The 22,017-nt window shown below is 47.9% G+C and carries 22 protein-coding genes and 3 pseudogenes; 2 read left to right on the top strand and 23 right to left on the bottom strand.

What is annotated here, in order from left to right; all coding sequences use genetic code 11:
• Positions 1-13: 13 nt before the first annotated feature.
• From J2Z66_RS17110 to J2Z66_RS17170, 12 genes and pseudogenes are all read right to left on the bottom strand, one after another.
• Positions 14-1,456, bottom strand: a complete 1,443-nt coding sequence (locus J2Z66_RS17110) for a helix-turn-helix domain-containing protein (protein WP_209972669.1) — start codon at positions 1,454-1,456, stop codon at positions 14-16.
• A 185-nt stretch (positions 1,457-1,641) separates the two neighbouring features.
• Positions 1,642-2,643, bottom strand: coding sequence for a FecCD family ABC transporter permease (locus J2Z66_RS17115; RefSeq protein WP_446686404.1), 1,002 nt, complete (start codon positions 2,641-2,643; stop codon positions 1,642-1,644).
• The gene (locus J2Z66_RS17120; RefSeq protein ID WP_209972670.1) at positions 2,640-3,665 is read right to left on the bottom strand and encodes a FecCD family ABC transporter permease; all 1,026 of its coding nucleotides are present in this window, start codon (positions 3,663-3,665) and stop codon (positions 2,640-2,642) included. The genes J2Z66_RS17115 and J2Z66_RS17120 overlap by 4 nt, the downstream gene beginning before the upstream one ends.
• 93 nt (positions 3,666-3,758) lie before the next feature.
• Positions 3,759-4,772: pseudogene (locus J2Z66_RS42700) on the bottom strand (ABC transporter substrate-binding protein).
• A gap of 248 nt (positions 4,773-5,020) precedes the next feature.
• Positions 5,021-5,347: a hypothetical protein gene (locus J2Z66_RS17135; protein WP_209972672.1), complete on the bottom strand. Its 327-nt coding sequence runs from the start codon at positions 5,345-5,347 to the stop codon at positions 5,021-5,023.
• Entirely contained in the window at positions 5,344-5,628 is a 285-nt protein-coding gene (locus tag J2Z66_RS17140; RefSeq protein ID WP_209972673.1) for a site-specific integrase, read from the bottom strand. The genes J2Z66_RS17135 and J2Z66_RS17140 overlap by 4 nt, the downstream gene beginning before the upstream one ends.
• Before the next feature lie 251 nt (positions 5,629-5,879).
• Positions 5,880-6,098 (bottom strand): hypothetical protein, encoded by a 219-nt coding sequence (locus tag J2Z66_RS17145; RefSeq protein WP_209972674.1) that lies wholly within the window; start codon positions 6,096-6,098, stop codon positions 5,880-5,882.
• A 52-nt stretch (positions 6,099-6,150) separates the two neighbouring features.
• The gene (locus tag J2Z66_RS17150) at positions 6,151-6,351 is read right to left on the bottom strand and encodes an ABC transporter permease family protein (RefSeq protein WP_209972675.1); all 201 of its coding nucleotides are present in this window, start codon (positions 6,349-6,351) and stop codon (positions 6,151-6,153) included.
• 481 nt (positions 6,352-6,832) lie between these two features.
• Positions 6,833-7,159, bottom strand: coding sequence for a LysR family transcriptional regulator substrate-binding protein (locus tag J2Z66_RS44100; RefSeq protein ID WP_209972676.1), 327 nt, complete (start codon positions 7,157-7,159; stop codon positions 6,833-6,835).
• The gene (locus tag J2Z66_RS17160; protein WP_209972677.1) at positions 7,128-7,553 is read right to left on the bottom strand and encodes a LysR family transcriptional regulator; all 426 of its coding nucleotides are present in this window, start codon (positions 7,551-7,553) and stop codon (positions 7,128-7,130) included. The genes J2Z66_RS44100 and J2Z66_RS17160 overlap by 32 nt, the downstream gene beginning before the upstream one ends.
• Positions 7,554-7,609: 56 nt before the next feature.
• Positions 7,610-7,717 carry a LysR family transcriptional regulator gene (locus J2Z66_RS44105; protein WP_209972678.1) on the bottom strand — a complete coding sequence of 36 codons (108 nt, stop codon included), beginning with the start codon at positions 7,715-7,717 and terminating at the stop codon, positions 7,610-7,612.
• Between the two features lie 26 nt (positions 7,718-7,743).
• Positions 7,744-8,154: pseudogene (locus J2Z66_RS17170) on the bottom strand (phosphohydrolase); the annotation flags it as partial.
• A gap of 110 nt (positions 8,155-8,264) precedes the next feature.
• Here J2Z66_RS17170 and J2Z66_RS17175 point away from each other — a divergent pair.
• Positions 8,265-8,513, top strand: a pseudogene (locus J2Z66_RS17175) (hypothetical protein); the annotation flags it as partial.
• Positions 8,514-8,573: 60 nt separating this feature from the next.
• Here the strand turns inward: J2Z66_RS17175 and J2Z66_RS17180 are convergent.
• Genes J2Z66_RS17180 through J2Z66_RS17190 form a run of 3 tightly spaced genes read right to left on the bottom strand, consistent with a single transcriptional unit; the run spans position 8,574 to position 11,246 of the window.
• Complete coding sequence (locus J2Z66_RS17180; protein ID WP_209972775.1) at positions 8,574-9,425, bottom strand: 3-hydroxybutyryl-CoA dehydrogenase; 852 nt, start codon at positions 9,423-9,425, stop codon at positions 8,574-8,576.
• 34 nt (positions 9,426-9,459) lie between these two features.
• Positions 9,460-10,404 (bottom strand): 3-hydroxyacyl-CoA dehydrogenase family protein, encoded by a 945-nt coding sequence (locus J2Z66_RS17185; protein ID WP_209972679.1) that lies wholly within the window; start codon positions 10,402-10,404, stop codon positions 9,460-9,462.
• A complete protein-coding gene (locus J2Z66_RS17190) occupies positions 10,401-11,246 on the bottom strand; it encodes a beta-keto acid cleavage family enzyme (protein WP_209972680.1) in 846 nt (281 codons plus the stop codon). The genes J2Z66_RS17185 and J2Z66_RS17190 overlap by 4 nt, the downstream gene beginning before the upstream one ends.
• A gap of 446 nt (positions 11,247-11,692) precedes the next feature.
• Between J2Z66_RS17190 and J2Z66_RS17195 the strand changes: the two genes are divergently transcribed.
• On the top strand, positions 11,693-12,940 hold the full coding sequence (locus tag J2Z66_RS17195) for an IS110 family RNA-guided transposase (RefSeq protein ID WP_209972681.1): 1,248 nt from the start codon (positions 11,693-11,695) through the stop codon (positions 12,938-12,940).
• A gap of 431 nt (positions 12,941-13,371) precedes the next feature.
• On the opposite strand, the gene J2Z66_RS17200 is transcribed toward J2Z66_RS17195, so the two are convergent.
• From J2Z66_RS17200 to J2Z66_RS17235, 8 genes are all read right to left on the bottom strand, one after another.
• Positions 13,372-14,058 (bottom strand): hypothetical protein, encoded by a 687-nt coding sequence (locus J2Z66_RS17200; protein WP_209972682.1) that lies wholly within the window; start codon positions 14,056-14,058, stop codon positions 13,372-13,374.
• Positions 14,051-15,337: an MFS transporter gene (locus tag J2Z66_RS17205; protein ID WP_209972683.1), complete on the bottom strand. Its 1,287-nt coding sequence runs from the start codon at positions 15,335-15,337 to the stop codon at positions 14,051-14,053. Before J2Z66_RS17205 ends, J2Z66_RS17200 begins: the two co-directional genes overlap by 8 nt.
• A 68-nt stretch (positions 15,338-15,405) precedes the next feature.
• Positions 15,406-16,203, bottom strand: a complete 798-nt coding sequence (locus tag J2Z66_RS17210; protein ID WP_209972684.1) for a sugar phosphate isomerase/epimerase family protein — start codon at positions 16,201-16,203, stop codon at positions 15,406-15,408.
• 31 nt (positions 16,204-16,234) lie between these two features.
• Entirely contained in the window at positions 16,235-17,056 is an 822-nt protein-coding gene (locus J2Z66_RS17215) for a sugar phosphate isomerase/epimerase family protein (protein WP_209972685.1), read from the bottom strand.
• A gap of 58 nt (positions 17,057-17,114) precedes the next feature.
• A complete protein-coding gene (locus tag J2Z66_RS17220) occupies positions 17,115-18,278 on the bottom strand; it encodes a dihydrodipicolinate synthase family protein (protein WP_209972686.1) in 1,164 nt (387 codons plus the stop codon).
• Positions 18,279-18,289: 11 nt separating this feature from the next.
• Positions 18,290-19,441: a Gfo/Idh/MocA family protein gene (locus J2Z66_RS17225; RefSeq protein ID WP_209972687.1), complete on the bottom strand. Its 1,152-nt coding sequence runs from the start codon at positions 19,439-19,441 to the stop codon at positions 18,290-18,292.
• Positions 19,442-19,479: 38 nt separating this feature from the next.
• Positions 19,480-21,090 carry an amidohydrolase family protein gene (locus J2Z66_RS17230; RefSeq protein WP_209972688.1) on the bottom strand — a complete coding sequence of 537 codons (1,611 nt, stop codon included), beginning with the start codon at positions 21,088-21,090 and terminating at the stop codon, positions 19,480-19,482.
• Between the two features lie 47 nt (positions 21,091-21,137).
• Positions 21,138-22,013, bottom strand: a complete 876-nt coding sequence (locus tag J2Z66_RS17235) for a carbohydrate ABC transporter permease (protein ID WP_209972776.1) — start codon at positions 22,011-22,013, stop codon at positions 21,138-21,140.
• Between the last annotated feature and the right edge of the window lie 4 nt (positions 22,014-22,017).

Below are 22,017 nucleotides of genomic sequence, written 5' to 3' on the forward strand. Positions count from 1 at the left end.
TCATATTCAGCATTCAATTGTTCGCAAATCTGTCCATAAGCGTGTTCATAATCTGTTCTCTCCCCCGAGGCGTCCAGCTCATCACGAACCAGTTCGGAATCATTTGTACATGATCATGACGAACCGCGTGAATTTCATTCCAGACAGACGTCTCTATAAGCCGCTTAAATATGAATTCACTGCCTGCCAAAACATGGTGCTTCTGGATAAAAAGATGCTCCGTCTCCAGCGGAGGGAGTGATTCTGGCGGCATTTCCCATCTCCATCTGTCCACAGGCACTTGTTGGCCCGACTTCAATGCAAGTTCTGAATAAATCAATTCATTCAGCGGATGATCGATAGTACCTTGAATTCCGATTACCCGGTGGTTTACCTGCATAATTGTTACACGCTCATCTGCCAGTTTTTGACGCAGCATCTGTCCGACATCTGCAGTCCGCATCTCGAGGCGGGCAAGCGTCTGTGCAGCTTCACGTTCCCGATCAACAAGCTCTACGATCTTCAGAAAGTTCCGCTTCCAGTCCCAGACGGAGAAGTCGAGAAAAACAGGGGGTGCCACCTGCTTCAATAACTCTCTGAAATCTAAATGATAATGATCGGCAATAATGATGTCGGGCGAGGTTTGCCGCAATTGATCCATCTGATTATTCAACTGTTCAGCATATGCCTGTGCTTCCATGCCCGGATAATGAAATAAATCCACCACGCACACGGGATCTACCCCTACTGACTGCAAATGATCATGAAATCCAAGTGATGAGGCCACGGCCACTCTCAACGTTCCTCGCTTCATATATACAGTTGGCGATACTCCAACCATACGCTGGAACAACCGGCTGAAATAAAACTCACTGCGAAAACCTACGGATGCAGCCACTTCCTTGACCCGGCTGTTCTCCTGGCTGATGAGCCGCTTCGCTTTCTCCATCCGAAACGTGTTCATATACTCAACAGGTGGCAAGCCTGTAACTTTGCGGAATAACCGGGAATAGGGAATAGGTGACATACCTGCAATCCCGGCCAGCTTTTCTACGCTGATTTTCCCCGCGTAATGCTGTTCTATATAGGTTAAGCTCCGGTCGATACGATCGTCGCTCTCCTCCTGCATATCCGGCATATTTCGGAGAAGCGTGTTCATGAATGCTTCCAACTGCAGCCGCATGGATAAAGAATCCCCTTTGAACGGTCCTCTGCTGTTCTCATACATCTTTAATATATGCTGAAGTACCTGCTGCGGTTGAGAAACAGGGACATGTCCGGCTGGCAGCGATCCGGGCAATGACAAGGATTGTGCCGCTTCGAACAGTCCCCGGGATTTAGTCAGCAAAACCGGTTGAAAAAATACACCGTAATATTCATAAGTCCTGGATTGATCAGGAATCTCCAGAATCATACCCGGAGCGAGCAAATACAACTCGAATGGGCGGATTCTGTGCAGCATTCCATCGATCAGCATAACCCCTTCCCCCTCAACAATAAAACAAAGCAAATGCACAGGGACCCGGTAAGTTCTATCCCTCTGTCCGCATGAAAATTTACGCTTGCGCACGGAGGAGAACAAATATAATGGTTGGCTCAATATGGAATGAGACGGCATTCGGGGTAACACCTGCCTTTCGTCGATCAGAGCAATATCTTACATTATACAACTCTGCGACGAATCAGCAAATAGATCATATACGGCGCGCCAATCAGTGCAGTAATCAAACCGACCGGAATTTCGAATGGCGAGAAAAGCATCCTTCCCAGCAAATCCGCCAGCATGACGATAAAGCCCCCCAGCAAGGCAGCAACCGGAATCCGCTTCCTGCTCTGGCTACCTACCAAGTGCATCGCCATATGCGGAGCCATCAGACCGACGAATGCAATCGTTCCAGCCATGGATACGGCTGATCCAGCCAAGCCGACGCTGATGGCAATAAATACAAGACGCATCGTCTCCAGGCGAATCCCCAATCCCATCGCCGACTCATCCCCAAATTGAAACAGATCAAGCTGGCGGGCAAGCAGGTACAGAAGCGGAAACAAAACAACTATCCATGGCAGCAGAGGCCAAAAGTGATCCCATGTCCGCCCATATAAACTGCCCGCCATCCATACAAAAGCTTGTGAGACACGGAAAATATTGCCGATGGTCATTAAATAAGTAATCAGCGCACCTGCCATCGCGGATATGCCTATGCCAATCAGAAGCATGCGAAGCATAGAGCTGCCTTTACGCCAAGACAATCCATAGATGAACGTTGCGACCAGTAATGCCCCTCCAAAGGCAACCAGCGGCAATCTGCTCATCGGCATTGACGGAACAAGCACGATAGCAGCGACTACAGCAGCGGCCGCTCCTGAATTGAGTCCGATGACGCCCGGTGAAGCAAGGGGGTTACGGGTAATGACCTGCAGGATGGTCCCCGACATAGCCAGACCACACCCTGCCAGAAAACCGGTCAAAGCTCTTGGCAGACGCAGCTTATACACCGTAAACATATATTCATCACCGCCTATGCCCAGCACAGTCCCAATGGCAGCAAGCAGCGGAATCGTTCTCTCACCCATGACGATGCTCAAAACCAGCACCAGCAAGTTCAGCAGTACCAGCAGCCCGATGATCCATATCCAATGTCTTTTCGATACCGAAGAAGCTATATCGCTCCCCCCTTTCGCTGAGCCAGAACAATCAGGAAGGGCGCACCGAAGAAGGCAGTTACGACTCCCACAGGTACTTCTTGGGAAGGAAGCACGAATCGCGCCCCAATATCGGCCACCAGTAAAAGCAGCGCACCGATCAAAGCCGCATAGGGGATAATCCAGCGGTAATTGATTCCGACCACGAAGCGTGCCATATGCGGAACTGCAAGCCCGACGAAGCCAATCGGTCCAGCAATCGCAACAGCACTCCCAGCGAGCAGGACAATCGCTCCAATACAAAGCACTTTTATGAAGAACACACGCTGACCCAGTCCCTGAGCCATCTCATCCCCCAGACTAATGATGTTCATATGTTTACCCATGAAGAACGCTAGGAGCAGACCGGCCAGCATATAGGGAAAAAGCTGCGTGAATAAGGAAAGATCACGCCCCGTAAGTGAACCCGCGAGCCAGAATCGCATCGTATCCAGCGTCTGTTCATTTAGAATTAGAATGCCCTGCGTCAGAGAAGCCAGGAGCAAATTCAAGGTGGCCCCCGCCAGCACCAGCTTGACTGACGTCAAGGGCTCTCTGCCCACTGAACTGAGCAGAAACACGGCTGCTCCTGCGACTGCTGCACCGATCAGCGCCGCCCAGGCAAATACGGTAAGCGAGGTGGAACCGAATATGTATAAAGCAAGAACCGCAGCCAGGGCTGCCCCATAATTCACTCCGAACAATTCCGGACCGGCAAGCGCATTGCGGCTCAGCGCCTGCATCAGACAGCCGGCCACAGCTAGTGCACTGCCTACCATAGCGGCAATCAGAGCCCTCGGAAGCCTCACGGTGCGAATAATCAGCTGCTCACGTGATCCGTCATAGGACGTGAAAGCATCCAGCACTGAACCGGATGGAATATGGACAATCCCGAATATAATACTCGCTACTATCGCCATGATGACAAGGACAAGAAGAAATCCCAATCCAATGAATCTGAGCTTCAATGTCCAACCCCCCAACACATATTGCTGTATAATCATGCAGAAAGACTGGGCAGCGCTGAGGGCTGCCCAATCCTGGTCATGCTATTATTCATTGCTAGTATTCATGCTATTATTGAAAATCCAAATCTGTTAGTCAGCAAGGAATGTGTTCAGATCATTAAGCACGCTGTTGGCAGCTTGAATGCCTAGTCCACTCATCCAATACTCCCAATCCACCGGATGCACCTTATTGTTCTTCACACCTTCCAAAGTCGCCCACAGCTGGCTGCCTTCCAGCTTGGCGAAAGCTTCCTTCTCCCGATTGAACCAGAGAATGACATTGCCTTCCAAGTCCCCTATCTGCTCCTCTGTTATATCTACGGAGAATCCTTCCCCCGACTGGGCTTCAGGACGGGTGACTCCAGCATCTTTCATAATCAGTCCAGCAAATGTATTAGTCAGGTAGATCACAATTTTATCCTGACGCGGACGGAATAAGGACACCACCTTGTCCGATTTGCCTGTGATTGCAGATTTCAATTCTTCCGCTCGTTGCTGGTAAGCTTCAAGCAGTTTATTGCCTTCTTCAGCTTTATTAACGGCTTCCGCATGGACTTTAAGGTTGGCCTTCTAGGTCACGCCGAGTGTCTCTACAAATACGGTTGGGGCAATTTGCTTCAATTGATCATGAATGCCATCATGTGTGTCTTTGTTGCCGATAATAAGGTCCGGCTTGAGCCTATCTATCACTTCAAGGTTCGGTTCATTCACCGACCCGATGTTCTCAATGCCATCAGTCCCCTTCAGGTAGCTTGGATAAGGATCTCCAGGTGACAAAATCGATGGAGCGCCAACTGGCTTAATCCCCAATTCCAACAAATTATCGAGCGCTCCGATATCCAGCACAACGATCCGCACCGGATTCGCTGGAACTTCTACATCGCCATAAGCATCTTTCATTGTCCGTTTTGCATTGGAATCAGTTCCCGCAGCAGGCGAAGAAACTACGTTTGAACTCGATGCGGGTGTCTGTGTGACGCCATTCTTCTGTGTTTCCGATCCTGCACTGCCGCACCCTGCGACAACGAGCAGCAGCACTGCAATAAGAGTAAAATGAATCCATAACCTGCCATTACTTTTCTTCGTTCTTGCTAACATGTACATAATCCCCCTGCGTTTTCATTAATAATGATTATCATTATTAAATAGAATATCTTACAAGAGACGCACTGTCCATGCACAAAACTTTCGATCTCATAAACTATTTTTAACTCTGCAGCATTTGCAGCTAGTATTATCCATATTTAAGGGAGATTTCCTCAAAAAAAAGAAACCCAGCCAACAGGGCATTGGTTCTGGTTCTGGTTCTGGTTCTGGTTCTGGTTCTGGGCGCTGGAGCAGGATCATAAAGCTCAGGTAAGATAAGGTCGGGCCTCCTTCACTTGTGCCAAAAACAGCGGGCGGACCCAAATTAAGAAGAAGGCATAGCCAACCAGAATGATAGCAGCCGTGAATAGAAACGGCATTGTGTAATGCTTGCTGGCGAGCAATATCCCTGTTGCATATGACGCAATGGCTGTGCCAATGCTTCTGAACACAGTTCTCATCCCTGCAAACAGATTGCGCTCTCCTTGGCTGATGCATGACATAGCCTGGCTATCGCTCATATTCGTCAAAAGCGTAAAGCTTCCGCTGCGCAGCAGGATAAGAGCCCCAAAAAGAAAAGGCGGAAATGTCATGAACTAATCAGCGCATGCCGAACACCATGCCGCTTCGTCTCTGTTCTGACATAATGTTTCTTTCGGACGGAATCAATATAGAGGTCTTTCCATTTCGGTGTGATAACCTCATTCAGTCGTAGTCCCGTTGTGGCTAAAAGCATCATCAGGCTCCGAAACTTAGGATCGTGTTCGTAATAGGCTATAGCTCTCTGCAGAGAGTCAGTGTCAATCTCTCGATCTGGTATCTGCTTCTTACCCAGCTTGACCCCGACAAGTCCACGGGTTAGATCCTTCTTCAAGTACTTCTCGTCAAAACACCATGAAAGGAAAGCGGACAATATCGTGATTTTCTTCGCTTGCGTTTTGGTCTTAGGTAGCGAAGTCTGAGGTCCACAAATTCAATTTGAAACGTTATTCTTCTCAGTATAAGACTCTCGCAAATGTTAGTAGACTTTCAAAGTCATGTCCCGGTGCAGCCAAATTGCCATCGATTTTGTGTTAATTTCGGATAAAAGTTGACGTTCTTTGCCGGCTTCAATAGCCAATTAAATCATGACGACAATCGAAAGATCGTCACTTTCAACTTGTAATCATGCGTAGTGCTCTTGAACGGTAGCACGGATTCAAGACGGGGTTGAGCCCAGCACTCAGGCTTCCAACGAGTGAAATCGGATTCATCATAAAACAGGATACGATCCTTGACAACAGGTGCATTCTCAGATTCAAAGATGGATTGCTCCAATCGTTTCAAGTCTATTTTTACTGGCATATGATACCTTCCTTTCTGCGAACAGTCTTCCTGCAGCTATAAGTAGGTGAAGTTAGCCTTTCAATGCACCTACGGAAATGCCTTTGATAAAGAACTTCTGGAATGCAATAAAGAAGATTAACATTGGGATGAATGCGATGGTAGCTCCAGCCATGGCCAAACCGTAATCAACGGAACTAAGTCCTTGTGACAATCGAGCAACGGCTACGGGCAAAGTCAACATCTCTTCTTTGTCAACTGCAATGTAGGCCACATTTATCTCTTTACTTATTATGAACCCTGTTTAAGTTGTGATTATGTTATTATTCAGTTTGCAAATCGAAGGAAAACCAGAAATAATACCACAACTAATTCAGGAATCAATGAGTGAATAATTGACACAAAACAGCACTCAATCTTAAAGATTGGGGGCTGTTTTGTGTTGTAAGATCAGAAAGGAAATACAATGGGGATTTTATTTTGATTGGAAACACTTGCTTTAACGATGAAAAAGTGGCTGTCGATTAACTGTGTGCAATTCAAAACGTTTACTGATATCGATCAAAACTTGCCACTTAAACGTGTTTAAATCGATTTTTAGAGGCTCATTTTTTTAATCCACAATTAATCGACAGCCTCAAAAACATCGTTAAGTGAAGCACATGCTCCACTCGGGGGAGCCGGACTGCATTCTATCACAGCTTATTATCGCTGCTTCCTCCGGCATCCCTTCCTACGCTCAGCTATGTTAATCCTTATGGGTTTCTGTGACCGTTTTTTTTAATATTTATGAACTCCCCGCGCAGCAAATCCCATATATTTTTCCTTTTGTAATAGATCAAACCAATTTGCCTGCGAATAGACGGATTTTCAATTTTTATAATTTTGATATTATCATTATTCCATATATTTATAAGCGTTTTAGACAGGATCGATACTCCCGCTCGCGCTTCTATCAGACTAATGATGGATTCAGGTGCATCCGTTTCTATGATTGGTTTCAGGCTGATGCCTAGTAATTGAAAAGCGATTTCGATTTGTTGGCGGCATTTATGGGTTTTTGGAAATACGATAAACGACAATCCGGTTATTTCTTATAAATCGATTTTTTTCGCGATTCGCCAAAGGATGATTGCTTGAAACGGTCAAATAAAGATTTTCCTCGTATAGGGGCACTGTCGTTATTCTTTCATCCTGAACCGGGAGAATCGTTAAGCCAAAATCAATTTCATTCTGAATGACACGTTCTATAAGATCATCCGAGCCTACTACTTTCAGCATAATTTGGGGATATCTTTGGTGAAAATCTACAAGTAATTTGGAAACCAGCTGATTTAGTTCTCCTGTTAGAGCTCCTATTGAAAGACTGCCTTGTTTAATTTCTTGCAGCTCCGCAATCTCTTCCCGGGCACTTTCCAGACTGTTAAAGACATTGTGGCAATGCTTTAATAAAATCAAACCAGCTTCTGTTAACATTGTTTTTTTCCCTATTCGATCAAATAGCAGAGTGCCTATTTCATCTTCTAAAGCTTTTATTGATGGCTTAAAGTAGGTTGTGTTACCCCTAAATTCACGGAAGCGCGAGTGAAATGGAGCTCCTGGCAAATTGCCATAAAATATTCCAACTGTCTTATTTCCATTTCGACCTCCGCGCTGTGTTATGTTACTAATCCTTCCATGGCGAGTGCAATACACAATCACAAAAACTGGTTCGTTTAAAGCCTGGAAGCAAAAGCTCGCAAACATCCGATTTAATATTTCCGAATGTGGTTTCCGGTTTATGCTTAAAGCCTTCGAGAAAAGCGGGCAATATCTTATTCTTGAAATTGTCCCGCGGATAAGCAGCGACTACCTGCTCACGCGTCTCTTCCGAAATGCTTTCAAAGTTTTCACCCATAACATCATAGCCGACTCCCGAGTATATTAACGCAACTTCAGGCTCTTTATATGGTGCAACTCCGATCGTAGTGTGCAAGGCGATGGCGTCCCATACTAGTCGAATAGACTCGTCCGGCACCCCATGCTGTTGAAGATAGCTGCGGGCTGCATTGGCCCCGTCCACTTCAAAACGAAGGTTAGAACATGAAGCGAACTTATATAGATCTCAGCCATATCATTGAAAGGGATTAAGGTTGGGATCGCCATTGGAGTACAGAAGCTTACTTTCATTGCCCGCCCTATTTAACAGAAAAAGCAGCCCGCTATATACTCCAGCAAGGGGCTGCTTTGGTTGGGATCGATTCTTATAATATAGATGAAACATCGGGTAAAACAAGGCCCGTACATTCCCTTTTATTAAAGGCAGGCATACCCATTGTGGAGCATTTATGCAATTTGCATCTTTTGCCAGAGGAAGGTATTTCTTTCTATGCAGTACCTGCAAAAATAAAGGGACATTTGCCATACGTGCATTCGCAGAAGCTTGAACAAGACTGAAGAACTATTGTGAAGTAAAACGCGTGGAGGGAGCTTCGCGAAGGGAGTTTGCTGCTCCCTTTACTTATAATTATAAAAACCCCGTCCAGACTTTTTGCCCAGCCAGCCGGCAGCGACATACTTGCGAAGCAGCGGACAGGGACGATACTTCGAATCCCCTAGGCCTTCATGAAGCACCTCCATGATCGCCAGGCACGTATCCAATCCGATAAAATCGGCTAAAGCCAAAGGCCCCATCGGATGATTCATCCCCAGCTTCATAACTTCATCTATCGATTCCCGTGCAGCAACTCCCTCATAAAGGCAAAAAACCGCTTCATTAATCATCGTCAATAAAATCCGGTTCGATACAAATCCCGGAAAATCATTCACTTCTATCGGCACTTTGTCCATGCGCTTGGCTAAATTCTCAACGAGCAGGTACGTCTCATCGGAAGTACGCAATCCACGGATGATTTCAATCAGCTTCATAACAGGGACCGGATTCATAAAATGCATGCCAATAACTTGATCCGGACGCTTCGTAAAGGATGCAATCTCTGTAATCGCAAGCGATGACGTATTGCTGGCAAGTATGGCATGCTGTGGGCAGATCAGGTCCAGCTTTTTGAAAAGCTCAGATTTTATTAGCATGTTTTCCACAATCGCTTCAATCACCATATCCACGTTCCGTCCATCTTCCAAGTCACTGGATAGAGAGATTCGGGCTAGAATGGCATCCATTTCTGCTTGAGATTTGCGCTTCTTTTCCACATCCCGGATTAGATTATTACGAATAGCACCTAACCCTTTTAGTGAGCATGCAGGATCGATATCATTTAAAATGACATTCATCCCCGCAGCAGCGACAACCTGGGCAATTCCGCTGCCCATCTGCCCTCCCCCAATGATCATCAGCCTCTGGATGTTCATCAATTAAACGTCCTCATTTCTAGTCATGTGTAAATCATGTGTAATTTTTGGAGGCTTTGAGCTGTTGAATTAATTTTCGGGCCAACCTTCTCTTCGATGCTTGTATATCGTCCTTTTCGTAGGTATAAAAACCTTCCCCGGATTTGACGCCCAGCTTTCCTTCTTCCACTTTTTTTCTCAATAATTGATTGGAAGAGCGTGAATGATCCATGTCTTGCAGCAAATTGTCTCCTACCGTGCACCAAAGATCCAGCCCCCCTAAATCAGCGATTTCGAGCTGCCCTGTTGTAGCATATCTGAAAGCCGGACCGAACTTCAATGCTCTGTCTACATCTTCCGGGGATGCGATCCCTAATTCGATAATGGAAAAAACCTCGCGGGCAATCGCTTGTTGAATCCGATTGGCGACGAGCCCCGGAACATCTCTTTGCACTTTCACGGTCTGTTTGTCTATAGACTTGTATAATGCCTCAACTTCCAGATAAACAGGCTCAGGCATATTTCCGAAGTAAGATAGCTCTACAATGGGCATTAGATGTCCCGGATTAAACCAGTGATTTATGATCATCCGCTTTTTGCGCTCATCACTAACCAGCTTCATGAGATCCGTGAGCTTCAAACTGGACGTATTGCTTGCGAAAATGGCGTGTGGAAGACAATACGAGTCCAGCTGCTGAAACAGCTGTTGTTTAAGCTCTAGAATCTCAGGAACTGCTTCAATGATATAATCACGATCTTCAACTGTCCCTTTCAAATCTGCCGACAAGTGAATTCGTGCGATTGCTGGAGCTACTTCCCCATATCCAATCACATTTTCTTCCGCCAATAATTCTAGTTCATCCTTAATTTCATCTACAGCAGAAGCTAGTCTGTTCTGGTCCCTGTCATATAAATTAACATCGTAACCATACATCGCAAAAGTTTCCGCAATCCCATGTCCAAGCGTCCCGGCGCCTAAAACGGCTATTTTCTGTATCACGACAACATGCTTCTTTCTCCATGGTTATGTAACTTCAAAATCTGCCTAGCCTCATCCGGTGAAGCGACTTCTTTACCTGCTTCTCTGATGAGTCTTGCCGCCCGCTCTACAAATTCAGCATTTGATTTAGCCAGCCTGTTCTTTGTATAAAAGACATTGTCCTCCATACCTACCCGGACATGGCCGCCCATTGCGATCGTTGCAAACAGGATGGGAAGATGATGTCTCCCAACCCCAAAAGCAGACCATGTGGCATCTTGCGGGATCAAGCCTTTTAGAAAAACAAGATTTTCAATCGTAGCTCCTATTCCACCAGGTACTCCCATGACAAATTGGTAATGCCCCGGCGTATTCAGAACTCCCTTGTTGACATAATGAAAGGAGTTATAGACCATTCCGGCATCCATAATTTCTATCTCAGGCTTAATTGCATGCTCCATCGTAATTCTCCCCAGCTTCTCCAGAAAATGAGGATGGTTTATGAACAACGTGTCATGCATCCAATTCATAGTTCCTGCATCAAAAGTTGCCATCTCTGGCTTTAATTCGATCAAATGAGCTATTCTATCATCATCCGTAGCATTCAGATCACCTGAGGTTGTCAGATTCAGAACAATATCACACCGGCTGCGAATCAGCTGCACCGTCTCTTTGAATTTCTCCAAATTCATCGTGCCTTTCCCTTCATCATCCCGCACATGCACATGTGCAATGGAGGCTCCAGCTTTCCAACATTCATAAACGTCGTCTGCAATCTCCTCGGGGGTTAAGGGTATATTCGGATTTTGTCCCTTTGTGGGGAACGCACCTGTTGTTGCAACTGTTATCATTACCTTTTCCATATGATTGATTCACCTCGTCATTTTCTATTCTTATGCTTTCAGGATTTAGTAGTATTGTATTTAGTTGTATTGTAAGTGAAGGAACTATGGATAGATGAGGCGGTTGGAACAAATCTTTAAATGCGGACGCTACCGCTCTTCCGACTACAGCCATTCCCTCTCTCGTATAATATGTTTAGAAGCTCGATTCAAGCGAATTTCCAGTTGATCCGGACAAGGGAATTTCTTACCCTCCTTGCGGACCGAAAGGTACTGCTCAAAAAGCTTGCTACCTGTGATCCACTGCTCAATTTCTAACCGCTGGTTGCGCCGCTGTCTTGGAATGGGGTAGCACCCGGAATTGTGTTCCATACAGATGAGTGCTGATGACGAGGCTGCAGTTGGTGGTTCCCACAGGCACCCAGGTCTGAGATTAGCTTGATTACTCTACAACAGGAGGTGATTCTATGTCACAAATACTAGTCGGAATAGACGTAAGCTTACGTTCTCACCATGTACAGTTCATGGCAGGAGACGGAAGGGCGCTGGCCTCTTTTCCTATATCTAACGATCAAACCGGGGCCGACACCCTGATCAAACGACTGTTGGATACTTCGGATAAAGAAAACAGCCCGCAACTTCGCATTGGGATGGAGGCCACATCCAACCTCGGTTGGTACCTCGCCCATTATTTGAAAGATCAACTTCACGGCTATGAGCCGGAAATTGAGTCTCAAATTTACGTCTTAAATGCAAGGAAAGTGGCTCGTTTTAAGAAGGGATATGATTCCCTTGTGAAGAACGACCGCATCGATGCCTGGGTGATTGCAGACCATCTACGATTTGGTCGACTACCCCATGAAATGAAGGATGACATTCAATATGAAGCCTTACAGCGCCTCACACGCACGCGATTTTTCCTGATGCACAATATTGCTAGAGATAAAACGCGTTTCTTAAACCAAGTATTTTTAAAATTCAGCGGCATGCGAATGGACAACCCTTTCTCCAACACGTTTGGCGCCACAAGTTTAGCTGTGATCCAAGAGCTTGAACCCGAGGAAATTGTCGCCATGTCGATGGAAGAACTCATCGATTTCCTTAAGGATAAAGGTAAAAACCGCTTTGAAAATCCCGAAGAAATTGCCGAATACTTAAAGAAAATTGCTCGTTCCTCCTTTCGTCTCGATAAGGCGATGGCGGACCCCGTGAACATCTCTCTGGCTGTCACGCTCAGTGTCATCCAACACATGGAGTCTGAGGTGAAAAAGCTCGATAAAGAGATTTCAAGGATCATGAAAGCCATTCCACAAACGCTAACCTCGGTGAAAGGCATTGGTCCTGTCTATGCCGCTGGCATCATTGCTGAAATTGGCGGCATTGATCGTTTTGACGATCACAACGACCTTGCGAAGTACACCGGTCTCGTCTGGAACCAACATCAATCCGGCGAGTTTCAAGCTGAAGATACTTCGCGCATGCGAACAGGCAATAAGTATCTTCGCTATTATTTAACCCAAGCAGCCGATTCTGTCCGCAAATACGATGCGGAATACGGCGCTTTTTACCAGAAAAAGTATGATGAAGTTCCGAAGCACAAGCACAAAAGAGCACTCGTCCTTTCCGCACGTAAATTGGTACGGTTGGTTTTCATGCTACTGAAGACCAATACACTGTACACACCACCTGAGAGGAGGAGCGCAGGCGTGAAATGACATGTTCTTGGCGAAGTGCATCATTCACTAACACGATCATTTCACCATTGCGTATGATGTAGCTGTTCCAGCTACGAAGTCCTGTAATACGACGGTGACTAGCCTTCGTCTTTCGAAAAAATCGCTCTAAGTCGTTGTTCGTTCTTGGAATGTAATAATGGTCATAACAAGTGAATAGACCCTTCCAAAATCCTCTGGAAAAGTTAAGTAAATTGTTAACCATGAGCTCGTCACTTTGAAGCGTGTAGGTTTGTTTCACCCAACTCAGTAGTATTGACATTTCCCATTCAACTGTCTCACTACTTTTGTCTTCACCGGGGGTAAGGATGGTAGCGATTTGCTTCAACGGTTTCACTAGCCGCGAAACCGCAGTATACAAAGGTTCCATTCCACCTATATTGCTGAATATTCTGACAACACCCTGAAGTAAATCAGGCTCTTTTTTTACTCAAGCATCTTTGTAGGGAAGCTTGAATGGCTTGTGCGCGTTCATAAATAATTAATCCAGGAAGCTCTAGCGGTGGATCACCATCTTCAAGGAGCAGAGCTCGAACCGCTGCAACATATCCCTTTGAAATCTGCGCTTCGGTAATTTCAGTAGGTTGTGATTCTGACTGTATCGTTTTCTCTACTTCAGACGCTTTGAATTCGGCTTGCTCCATTTTTCGTTCTATGTCGCGAATCCCACGCATGCTCTTTTTGAGTTCCATTTTTAACTTTCGATCGGCGTCGACAATGGGTTTGGCTATATCTTTTAGATAGTGGTACTGACAGTACTGATAAGGCACATCCGGCAACAGTGTTTCAAATGCTAGCCGAATGGATTTTTGTCCGTCACTTACAATACCTACAATGGGATACCCTAGCTTCATAATGGGTTCGATAAGTGTCTTCAGTTCTTCTGCTGTGCCGCTCTTCATGTTTTGTGCGGCAAGCACTGTGCCACTGAATACCTCTCGTAAGACATAAAGTGTTTCATTTCCCTTTTCAGGCTGAACCCCATCCATGGATAGGATGACGCCTCCATTTTGTTCCGTTGTTTCTGCAAGAACTTTGTTAACATGATCGTCTAAACTTGCAGATAGCAACGTTTGATAGCGTTCATAAAACTTAGGCAAGATAAGGTCGGGTTTCCTTCGCTTGTGCCAGAAATAGTGGGCGGATCCATATTAAAAAGAAGGCATAGCCAACCAGAATGATAGCAGCCGTGAATAGAAACGGCAGTGTGTAATGCTTACTGGCAAGCATTATCCCTGTTGCATATGACGCAATGGCTGTGCCAATGCTTCTGAACACAGTTCTCATTCCTGCAAACAGATTGCGCTCTCCTTGGCTGATGCATGACATAGCCTGGCTATCGCTCATATTCGTCAAAAGCGTAAAGCTTCCGCTGCGCAGCAGGATAAGAGCCCCAAAAAGAAAAGGAGGAAATGTCATGAACAGCAGCACCGTAAGAACAATGTTCGTTAAGTACACATAATGAAAGGATTTGCTGATGCCGTGACGCTCCAGCAGGATCGGCATCAGCATGGACCCGACAAAAGAGAATAAACCTGCACCCGTGAGCACTAGAGATACAGTGGTGTCTGCCCAATTAAACCCAAATTTAACGATCATGTTCATGTATGGACCTGTAAATCCAAACGCCATGCCGCCGAGCAGCGTGAACAAAGACAACACCCACACAGCCCTACCCGGCATCTTGCGTTTGTTCCTCTGCACTTCAGGGTTCTTAATGAAGCCTGGATCGGGCTGCAAGTCGGGGTGCAGTACTGTTCCGGGCTGCTGCTCTGCGCCAAGCTTCATCTCGGGAGGCAGCAGCATGCCACGAAGCACCCCGCCTGTCACCATCATCCCCGCTGCTGCATACAACGTCCACTGATAAATGGTTGTGCCGCCTTCCAGCCATTTCGGCATAAAGCCCCCCAGCAAGGTTCCTACCCCTACGAACAAAGTGAAAATAGCAAAATATAGGCTGAATGCCCGAATTTCTTCTTTTTGAGAGCGACTGTAATAATAGAGCAGTTGAATTTCCGATGTGACAAGAAGCGTTGTACCGATAGTCAGCACAATCTGAGCAGCATAAAAAACCGGAATCGAGTGACCCAGGCCAAAGCCCATATAGCTTAAGCCTATCAGTACAACACCTATGACAAGCAGTTTTTTGCGTCCAGCCCAGCCGGCCAATAAGCCTGCAGGTATAGAAACAAGTCCCATCAGCAGTGCCCCTACAGAGGTTAATTCTCCTATTTGCTTTTCATCCAGTCTCATATCGATAAGATGCAGGTTCAACACCAGTTGAAACATACCCGTTCCGATACCGAGCAGTGCCTCCGTAATAACAAACCACCGGACGCCAGGTGATATTTCGAACATATTTCTAAGTGTATTCCACATACCTACAAGCTCCTTCTTACTGGACAGTCAACGTTTTGCAGGCAACTTACCAAAGAAAGCAGCGAATCCTAATCAGCATCAAGCAAGTTGCTTGTTGACTCATCAGAACACGCTCTTAAGATTTCATTCAATATTTGTGCATCTTTGCGAAATTGCTCCGTCGAATCATCCTTGACGAATTCCAGAAGGGCATAATGAGTTTTACCTGCTTTTTGAATAATCCGAATATACTGCAGCCATTGCTGCCGGCCTTCATCCAAAGAACAGCGCCGGCCATCCGGCAGCCAATGAAAAACGTGAATATTGGCCAGACTCGGAAGAATCGCAGACAGTCCATCGCTTCTTTGCTCCATGGTTTCATTGATCGGCGTCTGCCAGTTACAGCGTACATTCGGCCGATCGATGCCAAGCAGCAGCCGGTTGGCCGAATCCTGCGAATCCGTTAGCGTTCCTCCATGGTATTCGAAATCGATGGCGATTCCTTCTTTCATCGCCATTCCGGAAATATGCTGCGCATCTGTGATTACCTGGTACCACCAGCGCTCATCCGCTTCCGCCGAACCAAGGTCTCCAGCCCAAACCCGGATGGATGGCGCCTTTAACGACACAGCCGTCTCCAGCACACGCCCAAACGCCAAATTATCAGCATGGACCCCCACTCGATAATAAGAGCCGTACGAAGAAATCTCGATCCCGGCTTCCCTCGTCATACGGCCGATTTCACCAGCTGTTCTCAGATCACCGTGGGGTACGTGCACGTCACCCCCCCATTCCAACGCTTGCAATCCCGCCTCGGACACCAAGCTGATAATTTCGCGGGGAGAATGTTTTCGAAAAGTAACCGATAGCAGGCCCGATCGAATCATTCAAGCATCTCCATTCTGATCACTATCTTTGCTAAACATGCTCTATGTAGCGGGCTTTCACCAAGGATAGCGCGTCATCCCCAGAAAGCTCCCAAATAGCCTTGTTGAAAATCTCAACCTCGATCAGTCCCGCATAGCCGGCCGCTTCTACTGCATGCCGGATGCGTCGAATCCCGATCACGCCGTCCCCCATCATTCCACGTCCCATCAGCAAATCCGGTGTTGGTACGATCCAATCGGAAACGTGGAAACCGAGTATGCGGCCAGCCGCACGGGAAATTTGAGTGTATAAATCCGGATCCCACCATACATGAAAAACGTCGACCACCACACCAACTTGTTCCTGTCTGAAACGTTCAGCGATATCGTTAGCCTGCGCAAGCGTATTGATAACGGAGCGTTCGGCGGCATACATCGGATGCAGCGGCTCAATGCCCAGGCGGATACCGCTTGCTTCTGCATAAGGAACGAGCTGTTCAATTCCCTCCTCTACCATTTTCCGCGCTCCAGCGATATCACGGTCCGGAGCCGGACCGCAAACCAGAACCAGCACTTCAGCGCCAAGTTCGGCTGCTTCATCTACAGCACGGCGGTTATCGTCCAGTCTAGCCTGACGCCCCGCGGTCGTAGCCGCCGGGAACATGCCGCCCCGGCAAAGGCTCGATACTTGCAAGCCTGCATCCTTAATTATCCTTTTGCTGGCCGCCAGTCCCGACTGTTCGACTTTATGCCGCCATAAAGCTATCCATGGAACCTCCGCGCGTGCGCAGGCATCCACTGCTTCCGGCAAAGTCAGCTTTTCTGTCGTAATTTGATTCAAGCTCAGCCGCTCGAAAGACGTGAACAAGTCCATAAGCACCTCTCCTCCCCAATGTTTGCAATAGCGGTTATTTATCTTTTTGCTCTCTTACTCACTCAATGCCGGCCAGCGCCAGCACGTGCTTCATCCGCCTGGCCCCCAGCTCCGGATTTGCAATCAGGCCTGCCTTGTCAGCCAGCACGAACAATTCGCAAAGATGGATGATCGAACGCGCGCCTTCCGCCCCGCCGATCATGCGGAAATGAGATTGGTGTCCGTTCAGATATGCCATGAACACGATGCCCGTTTTGTAAGCATAGGTCGGCTTCTGGAAAATATGTCTGGACAGCGCAACCGTCGGTTCGAACAAGGCGTCGTATCGCGCCTCATCGTCTTCGCCCAGAGCGTGAATTGCCGCTGCGGCCACTGGTGCTATCGCGTCGAAAATACCAAGCAGCGCATGGCTGTAGCCCTGCTCATCCCCGCGAATAAGGGTCGGATAGTTGAAATCGTCTCCCGTGTACATCTTGACGCCTGCAGGAAGCAAACGCCGCATGCGAACTTCCTTCTCAGCGTCCAGTAATGAAATTTTGATCCCGTCCACCTTATCCGCATGGGCCCGGATAATACGCAAACAAACGTCCATGGCTTCGTCCAGATCGCGCCCGCCCCAATAACCTGCCAAGGCCGGGTCGAACATGTCGCCGAGCCAGTGCAGAATAACCGGGCGGGTTACCTGGCTTAGAATACGCCCGTATACCTGCTCATAATCATCAGGCGTTTGCGCGCAAGCCGCCAAAGCGCGGCTCGCCATCAGGATCACCTGTCCGCCCCTGCTCTCGATATATTCGCACTGCTCCTCATAAGCAGCCACAACCTGCTGCAGCGTGGCCTGTGATCCGGAGGGCAAAGAGTCCGTTCCGGCGCCACAGGCGATGTTGCCACCAACGGACTGCGCTTCCGCCAGTGAACGACAGATCAGCTCTTTGGCCTGGGGATAGCCCAGCCCCATCCCCCTCTGAGCGGTATCCATCGCCTCTGCCACCGATAGCCCAAGTGACCACAAGTAATGCCGGTAAGCCAGCGTGGCATTCCAGTCAATCGCCGCATGATGCAGCGGATCTGCAGCGGCAAACGGGTCACACACAACATGGGCGGCTGAGAACGCGATGCGTCCTCTCAATGGCCCGCCCGGCGGGGAAACGACCGTGCCTTTACCGGGGGTATAGGCATATAGGGAACCCCCCTCACGGGGAAGCTGCAAAGTGAAGGTCATAAGGTTCCCTCCTACAGCTTCAGCTCGGGAACATCGACCCAGCGCCGCTCATTCCACGATTGAAGTCCAAGTTCGGCCAATTGCGTTCCCTTGGCGCCCTCCAGCAGATCCCAAGGAAACGGAGAGCCAGTGACGACATGCTTCAGGAATAATTCCCACTGTACTTTGAAGCCGTTGTCGAACGGCTGGTTATCCGGCACTTCCTGCCACTGCTCAGTGAAGTTGAAGGGATTTGGAACGTCCGGATTCCAGACCGGCTTGGGCGTCATCACCCTGTGCTGCGCTTTGCAAGACCGGAGTCCTGCGACCGCACTGCCCTCCGTGCCGTCGACCTGGATCGTCAGCAGGTCATCACGGTCGACGCGAACCGTCCATGAGGAATTGGCCTGGACGACGATTCCGCCTTCGAGTGTGAACGTTGCGTAAGCTGCGTCATCAGCTGTACAGCGATAAGGCGCTCCCTGCTCGTCCACCCGCACCGGGATGTGGGTGGCGCCCAAGCAGGAGACAGCGCGAACCTCACCGAACAAATTGTCGAGCACGTAACGCCAATGTGCGAACATGTCCACAATGATGCCGCCCCCTTCCTCCTTCCGATAGTTCCATGAGGGTCGCTGTCCGGGCTGCCAGTCTCCCTCGAACACCCAATATCCGAACTCCATCCGAACCGACAAGATTCGGCCGAAGAATCCCGAATCAACCAGCCGCTTCAGCTTGAGTAAGCCGGGCAGAAACAGCTTATCCTGCACAACGCCGTTCTTGATCCCCGACGCTCTTGCGAGGCTGGCCAGCTCGAGCGATTCCTCCAGACTTGCAGCTGTCGGTTTCTCACAATAAATATGCTTGCCGGCGGCAATTGCTTTCCTGATGCTCTCTGCGCGCAAAAGCGTCGATTGTGAATCAAAATAAATAGTGTTGTGCGGATCGGCAAGACATGCGTCCAGGTCGGTACTCCACCTTTCAACGCCGTATGTATCCGCCAGTGCTTTCAATTTATGCTCCTGCCTTCCCACCAGTACGGGATCTGGCATAATAACATCCCCATCAGGAAGTGCGATCCCCCCTTGATTTCGTATTGCCAGAATAGAGCGCACCAGATGCTGATTCGTACCCATGCGTCCGGTTACACCATTCATGATAATTCCCAATGTATGAACTGTCATAGAAATACTCCCTTCAAATTGTTGAGATATGGAATGAATTACAGGCCCGACCGGCTCAAGATTTTTTGAAAATTGCCGCCGAAAATGAGCTTTTTGTCCTCAAGCGGGAGGTTGGCATAGGCCAGCCAGCCAACCTGCGGCCGCGGATCCCTCATGGACGAGTCTGTACCAAACAGTACTTTCTCCGCACCAACCTCAGCGGTCAAATATTCAATAACGCCCAGCGTAACGGATGTATAGGTGAGCTGGATAGATACATGAGGGTGTCTTTTCGCTACTTCCGCATACTTCACAGCGATATCGAACGATCTTCCGCCATGATCCATAAAAATGCTGATTTCCGGATACAGGCTGGCCAGCGTGTCTATCTGATCCATATAATCCTCATCCGATTGCTGGCCCGGATCGACCAGGGCGTAAAGCCGCAGGCTGTTCCCCAATTTCCACCAAGGCTCATACAGTTTAGCAGTATATGGAATTCTTTCATTAAAGTAATAAGGCTTCATGCCTTTAAATCGTTTCTGCAGATGCCATTTTCTCGCTTCTGTTTCAACATCTTCGCCGTAATTAGGATCTATTCGCACATAGGCTTCCACTTCGTCAGGATATCGGTCTCTTGCCAGTTCCGCAATTTGGTTTCCAGCCGCCGTGTCGCCGCCATTCACACCAACCCAGGGTGCGACGGACATCTTTGAAATTCCGATGGACCGGTACAGCTCCACCATAGGATCGATATCACCACCGATCATAGGCCAGCCGCTGCCTGTTCCTGCGTGATCCTCAATAATATGCGTATGGGAATCGAGAACCGGAACCAGGATCGGCAAACCGCGGGAAGCTCTTGCCGTTATTTCATCCTGCTCCGGCATCGCCGCTGCCGGGGGCTTTACGCCTAATAATGCGGACAAATTCCCGCCGGCAATCTTCATCTTGGCTTCATCCGGAATTCTCGCATAATCAATAAAAGCTCTCCCGGCTCCTGGGCTTTTGAAAGGCATGCCGCTTCCAAACAGCAGCTGATCGGCGCCAAAGCGCTGATAGGTATACTCGATAAATTCATTCGCCTGCAAAGTTGACATTTCAACATACAAATTTGCAAACCGGTCCAGAATCGGGAAGAGCCGTCGTTCCTGCCCCCACGCCAAATTGTGAAGAATGACCCGCAGGTCGGGATGTCGCTGCAGGAGGCCTGCTACACGTTCCCACTCATATTCATTCATCATGTAATTCGCTTCTTGCGCATCCATAATAAGAGGAATTTGAGCCTGCGACAGCGCAGAGCATAATCGTTCTGTCGTCCAGGAGTCCAAGTTGAAAGCATGTGATCCTTGAAAAATTTTTGCGGCTTTGATATGGTGCAGCTGCATTTCGGAAATTAGCTCATCCGGAGACATAAAGTCGCCTACATGCTCAGGCAGCACGGCCCAGCAGCCAAATAATCTTGGACTCTTCGCTAATTCCTGCTCCAATAAACGGTTGCCATACATCGGCGCGTGTGTTTTGGATAAGCCGTGATAAACAAGTGCGCCGGCTATACCCGTCCTTTCCATTTCAGCAAGTATATCCTCTGTGCGCCACATCTGCAGCGGATGCTTGTAGCCCATTCGGCCGACTTGAACATTACAATCGAAAAATTGCAGCCCTTCCATCCAACCTCACTCCCGTAATCAAAATGATAATGCTGAGCTTATTCCTTTTATTCCTTGATCGCACCTATCATAACCCCCTTGACGAAGTACTTTTGCAGGAAAGGATACAGCAGAATAATAGGACCGGAGGCGACAATGATGGTAGCATATTTAATCGTAGCCCCAACCGATGCTTTATTGTTGGCAGTAATGCCTGTCAGCATCTGCTCCGTATTGTTGTTCACCAATATTTCTCTCATGATCAGCTGCAAGGGATACAGCTCACGGCTGCGAATGTAAATGACCGCACTAAACCATGAATTCCAATGAGAAACACCGTAAAATAAGATCATAACTGCAACCACCGGCAGCGATAGCGGCAAAACAATTCTGAATAAAACCGTAAAATCATTCGCGCCATCCAGCTTCGCCGATTCCTCCAAGCTTACAGGAATGGCCTGAAACGCGGTGCGCATAATGATAAAATTAAATGTGCTCATCGCCGCCGGCAAAATCAAGGCCCATATACTATCCAGCAAACCAAGCCCGGTCACAAGCAAATATGTGGGAACTAAACCGCCGCTGAAAAACATGGAGAATACGATAAGAAACATGAGCGGGGTTTTGAGCATCACATTGCTTCTGGATAGGGCATAGGCCGTGAAGGATGTCATAATAATATTAAGCGTAGTTCCGACAATCACAATAAATAACGTATTTAAATAACCGCTGCGGATAGTCGGATTGGCAAACACAGCTTTGTAGGCCTCAATATTAAATCCTGTTGGAAACCAGATCAATCCTCTTTGCTGCGTCACCCATACCGGATCTCCCACAGAAGCTACAAGCACGTACCAGAATGGATAAAGCGTAGCAAACATCAGTAGCAGCAATAATATTACATTGGCTGTATCAAATACTCGTCCTCCGACCGTTGGTTTCATCACA

The organism is Paenibacillus eucommiae (genome assembly GCF_017874215.1).
GTDB lineage: Bacteria > Bacillota > Bacilli > Paenibacillales > NBRC-103111 > Paenibacillus_AI > Paenibacillus_AI eucommiae.

Bases quoted from the DNA above. Each gene is read 5' to 3' on its own strand.
- J2Z66_RS17230 (WP_209972688.1), bottom strand. From the start codon at position 21,090: ATGGAAGGGCTGCAATTTTTCGATTGTAATGTTCAAGTCGGCCGAATG.
- J2Z66_RS17205 (WP_209972683.1), bottom strand. From the start codon at position 15,337: ATGTGGAATACACTTAGAAATATGTTCGAAATATCACCTGGCGTCCGG.
- J2Z66_RS17135 (WP_209972672.1), bottom strand. From the start codon at position 5,347: ATGACATTTCCGCCTTTTCTTTTTGGGGCTCTTATCCTGCTGCGCAGC.
- J2Z66_RS17220 (WP_209972686.1), bottom strand. From the start codon at position 18,278: ATGACCTTCACTTTGCAGCTTCCCCGTGAGGGGGGTTCCCTATATGCC.
- J2Z66_RS17235 (WP_209972776.1), bottom strand. From the start codon at position 22,013: ATGAAACCAACGGTCGGAGGACGAGTATTTGATACAGCCAATGTAATA.
- J2Z66_RS17215 (WP_209972685.1), bottom strand. From the start codon at position 17,056: ATGGACTTGTTCACGTCTTTCGAGCGGCTGAGCTTGAATCAAATTACG.
- J2Z66_RS17120 (WP_209972670.1), bottom strand. From the start codon at position 3,665: ATGATTATACAGCAATATGTGTTGGGGGGTTGGACATTGAAGCTCAGA.
- J2Z66_RS17225 (WP_209972687.1), bottom strand. From the start codon at position 19,441: ATGACAGTTCATACATTGGGAATTATCATGAATGGTGTAACCGGACGC.
- J2Z66_RS17190 (WP_209972680.1), bottom strand. From the start codon at position 11,246: ATGGAAAAGGTAATGATAACAGTTGCAACAACAGGTGCGTTCCCCACA.
- J2Z66_RS17145 (WP_209972674.1), bottom strand. From the start codon at position 6,098: ATGCCAGTAAAAATAGACTTGAAACGATTGGAGCAATCCATCTTTGAA.
- J2Z66_RS17160 (WP_209972677.1), bottom strand. From the start codon at position 7,553: ATGTTAACAGAAGCTGGTTTGATTTTATTAAAGCATTGCCACAATGTC.
- J2Z66_RS17195 (WP_209972681.1), top strand. From the start codon at position 11,693: ATGTCACAAATACTAGTCGGAATAGACGTAAGCTTACGTTCTCACCAT.
- J2Z66_RS17180 (WP_209972775.1), bottom strand. From the start codon at position 9,425: ATGAACATCCAGAGGCTGATGATCATTGGGGGAGGGCAGATGGGCAGC.
- J2Z66_RS17210 (WP_209972684.1), bottom strand. From the start codon at position 16,203: ATGATTCGATCGGGCCTGCTATCGGTTACTTTTCGAAAACATTCTCCC.
- J2Z66_RS17110 (WP_209972669.1), bottom strand. From the start codon at position 1,456: ATGCTGATCGATGGAATGCTGCACAGAATCCGCCCATTCGAGTTGTAT.
- J2Z66_RS44105 (WP_209972678.1), bottom strand. From the start codon at position 7,717: ATGGAAATAAGACAGTTGGAATATTTTATGGCAATTTGCCAGGAGCTC.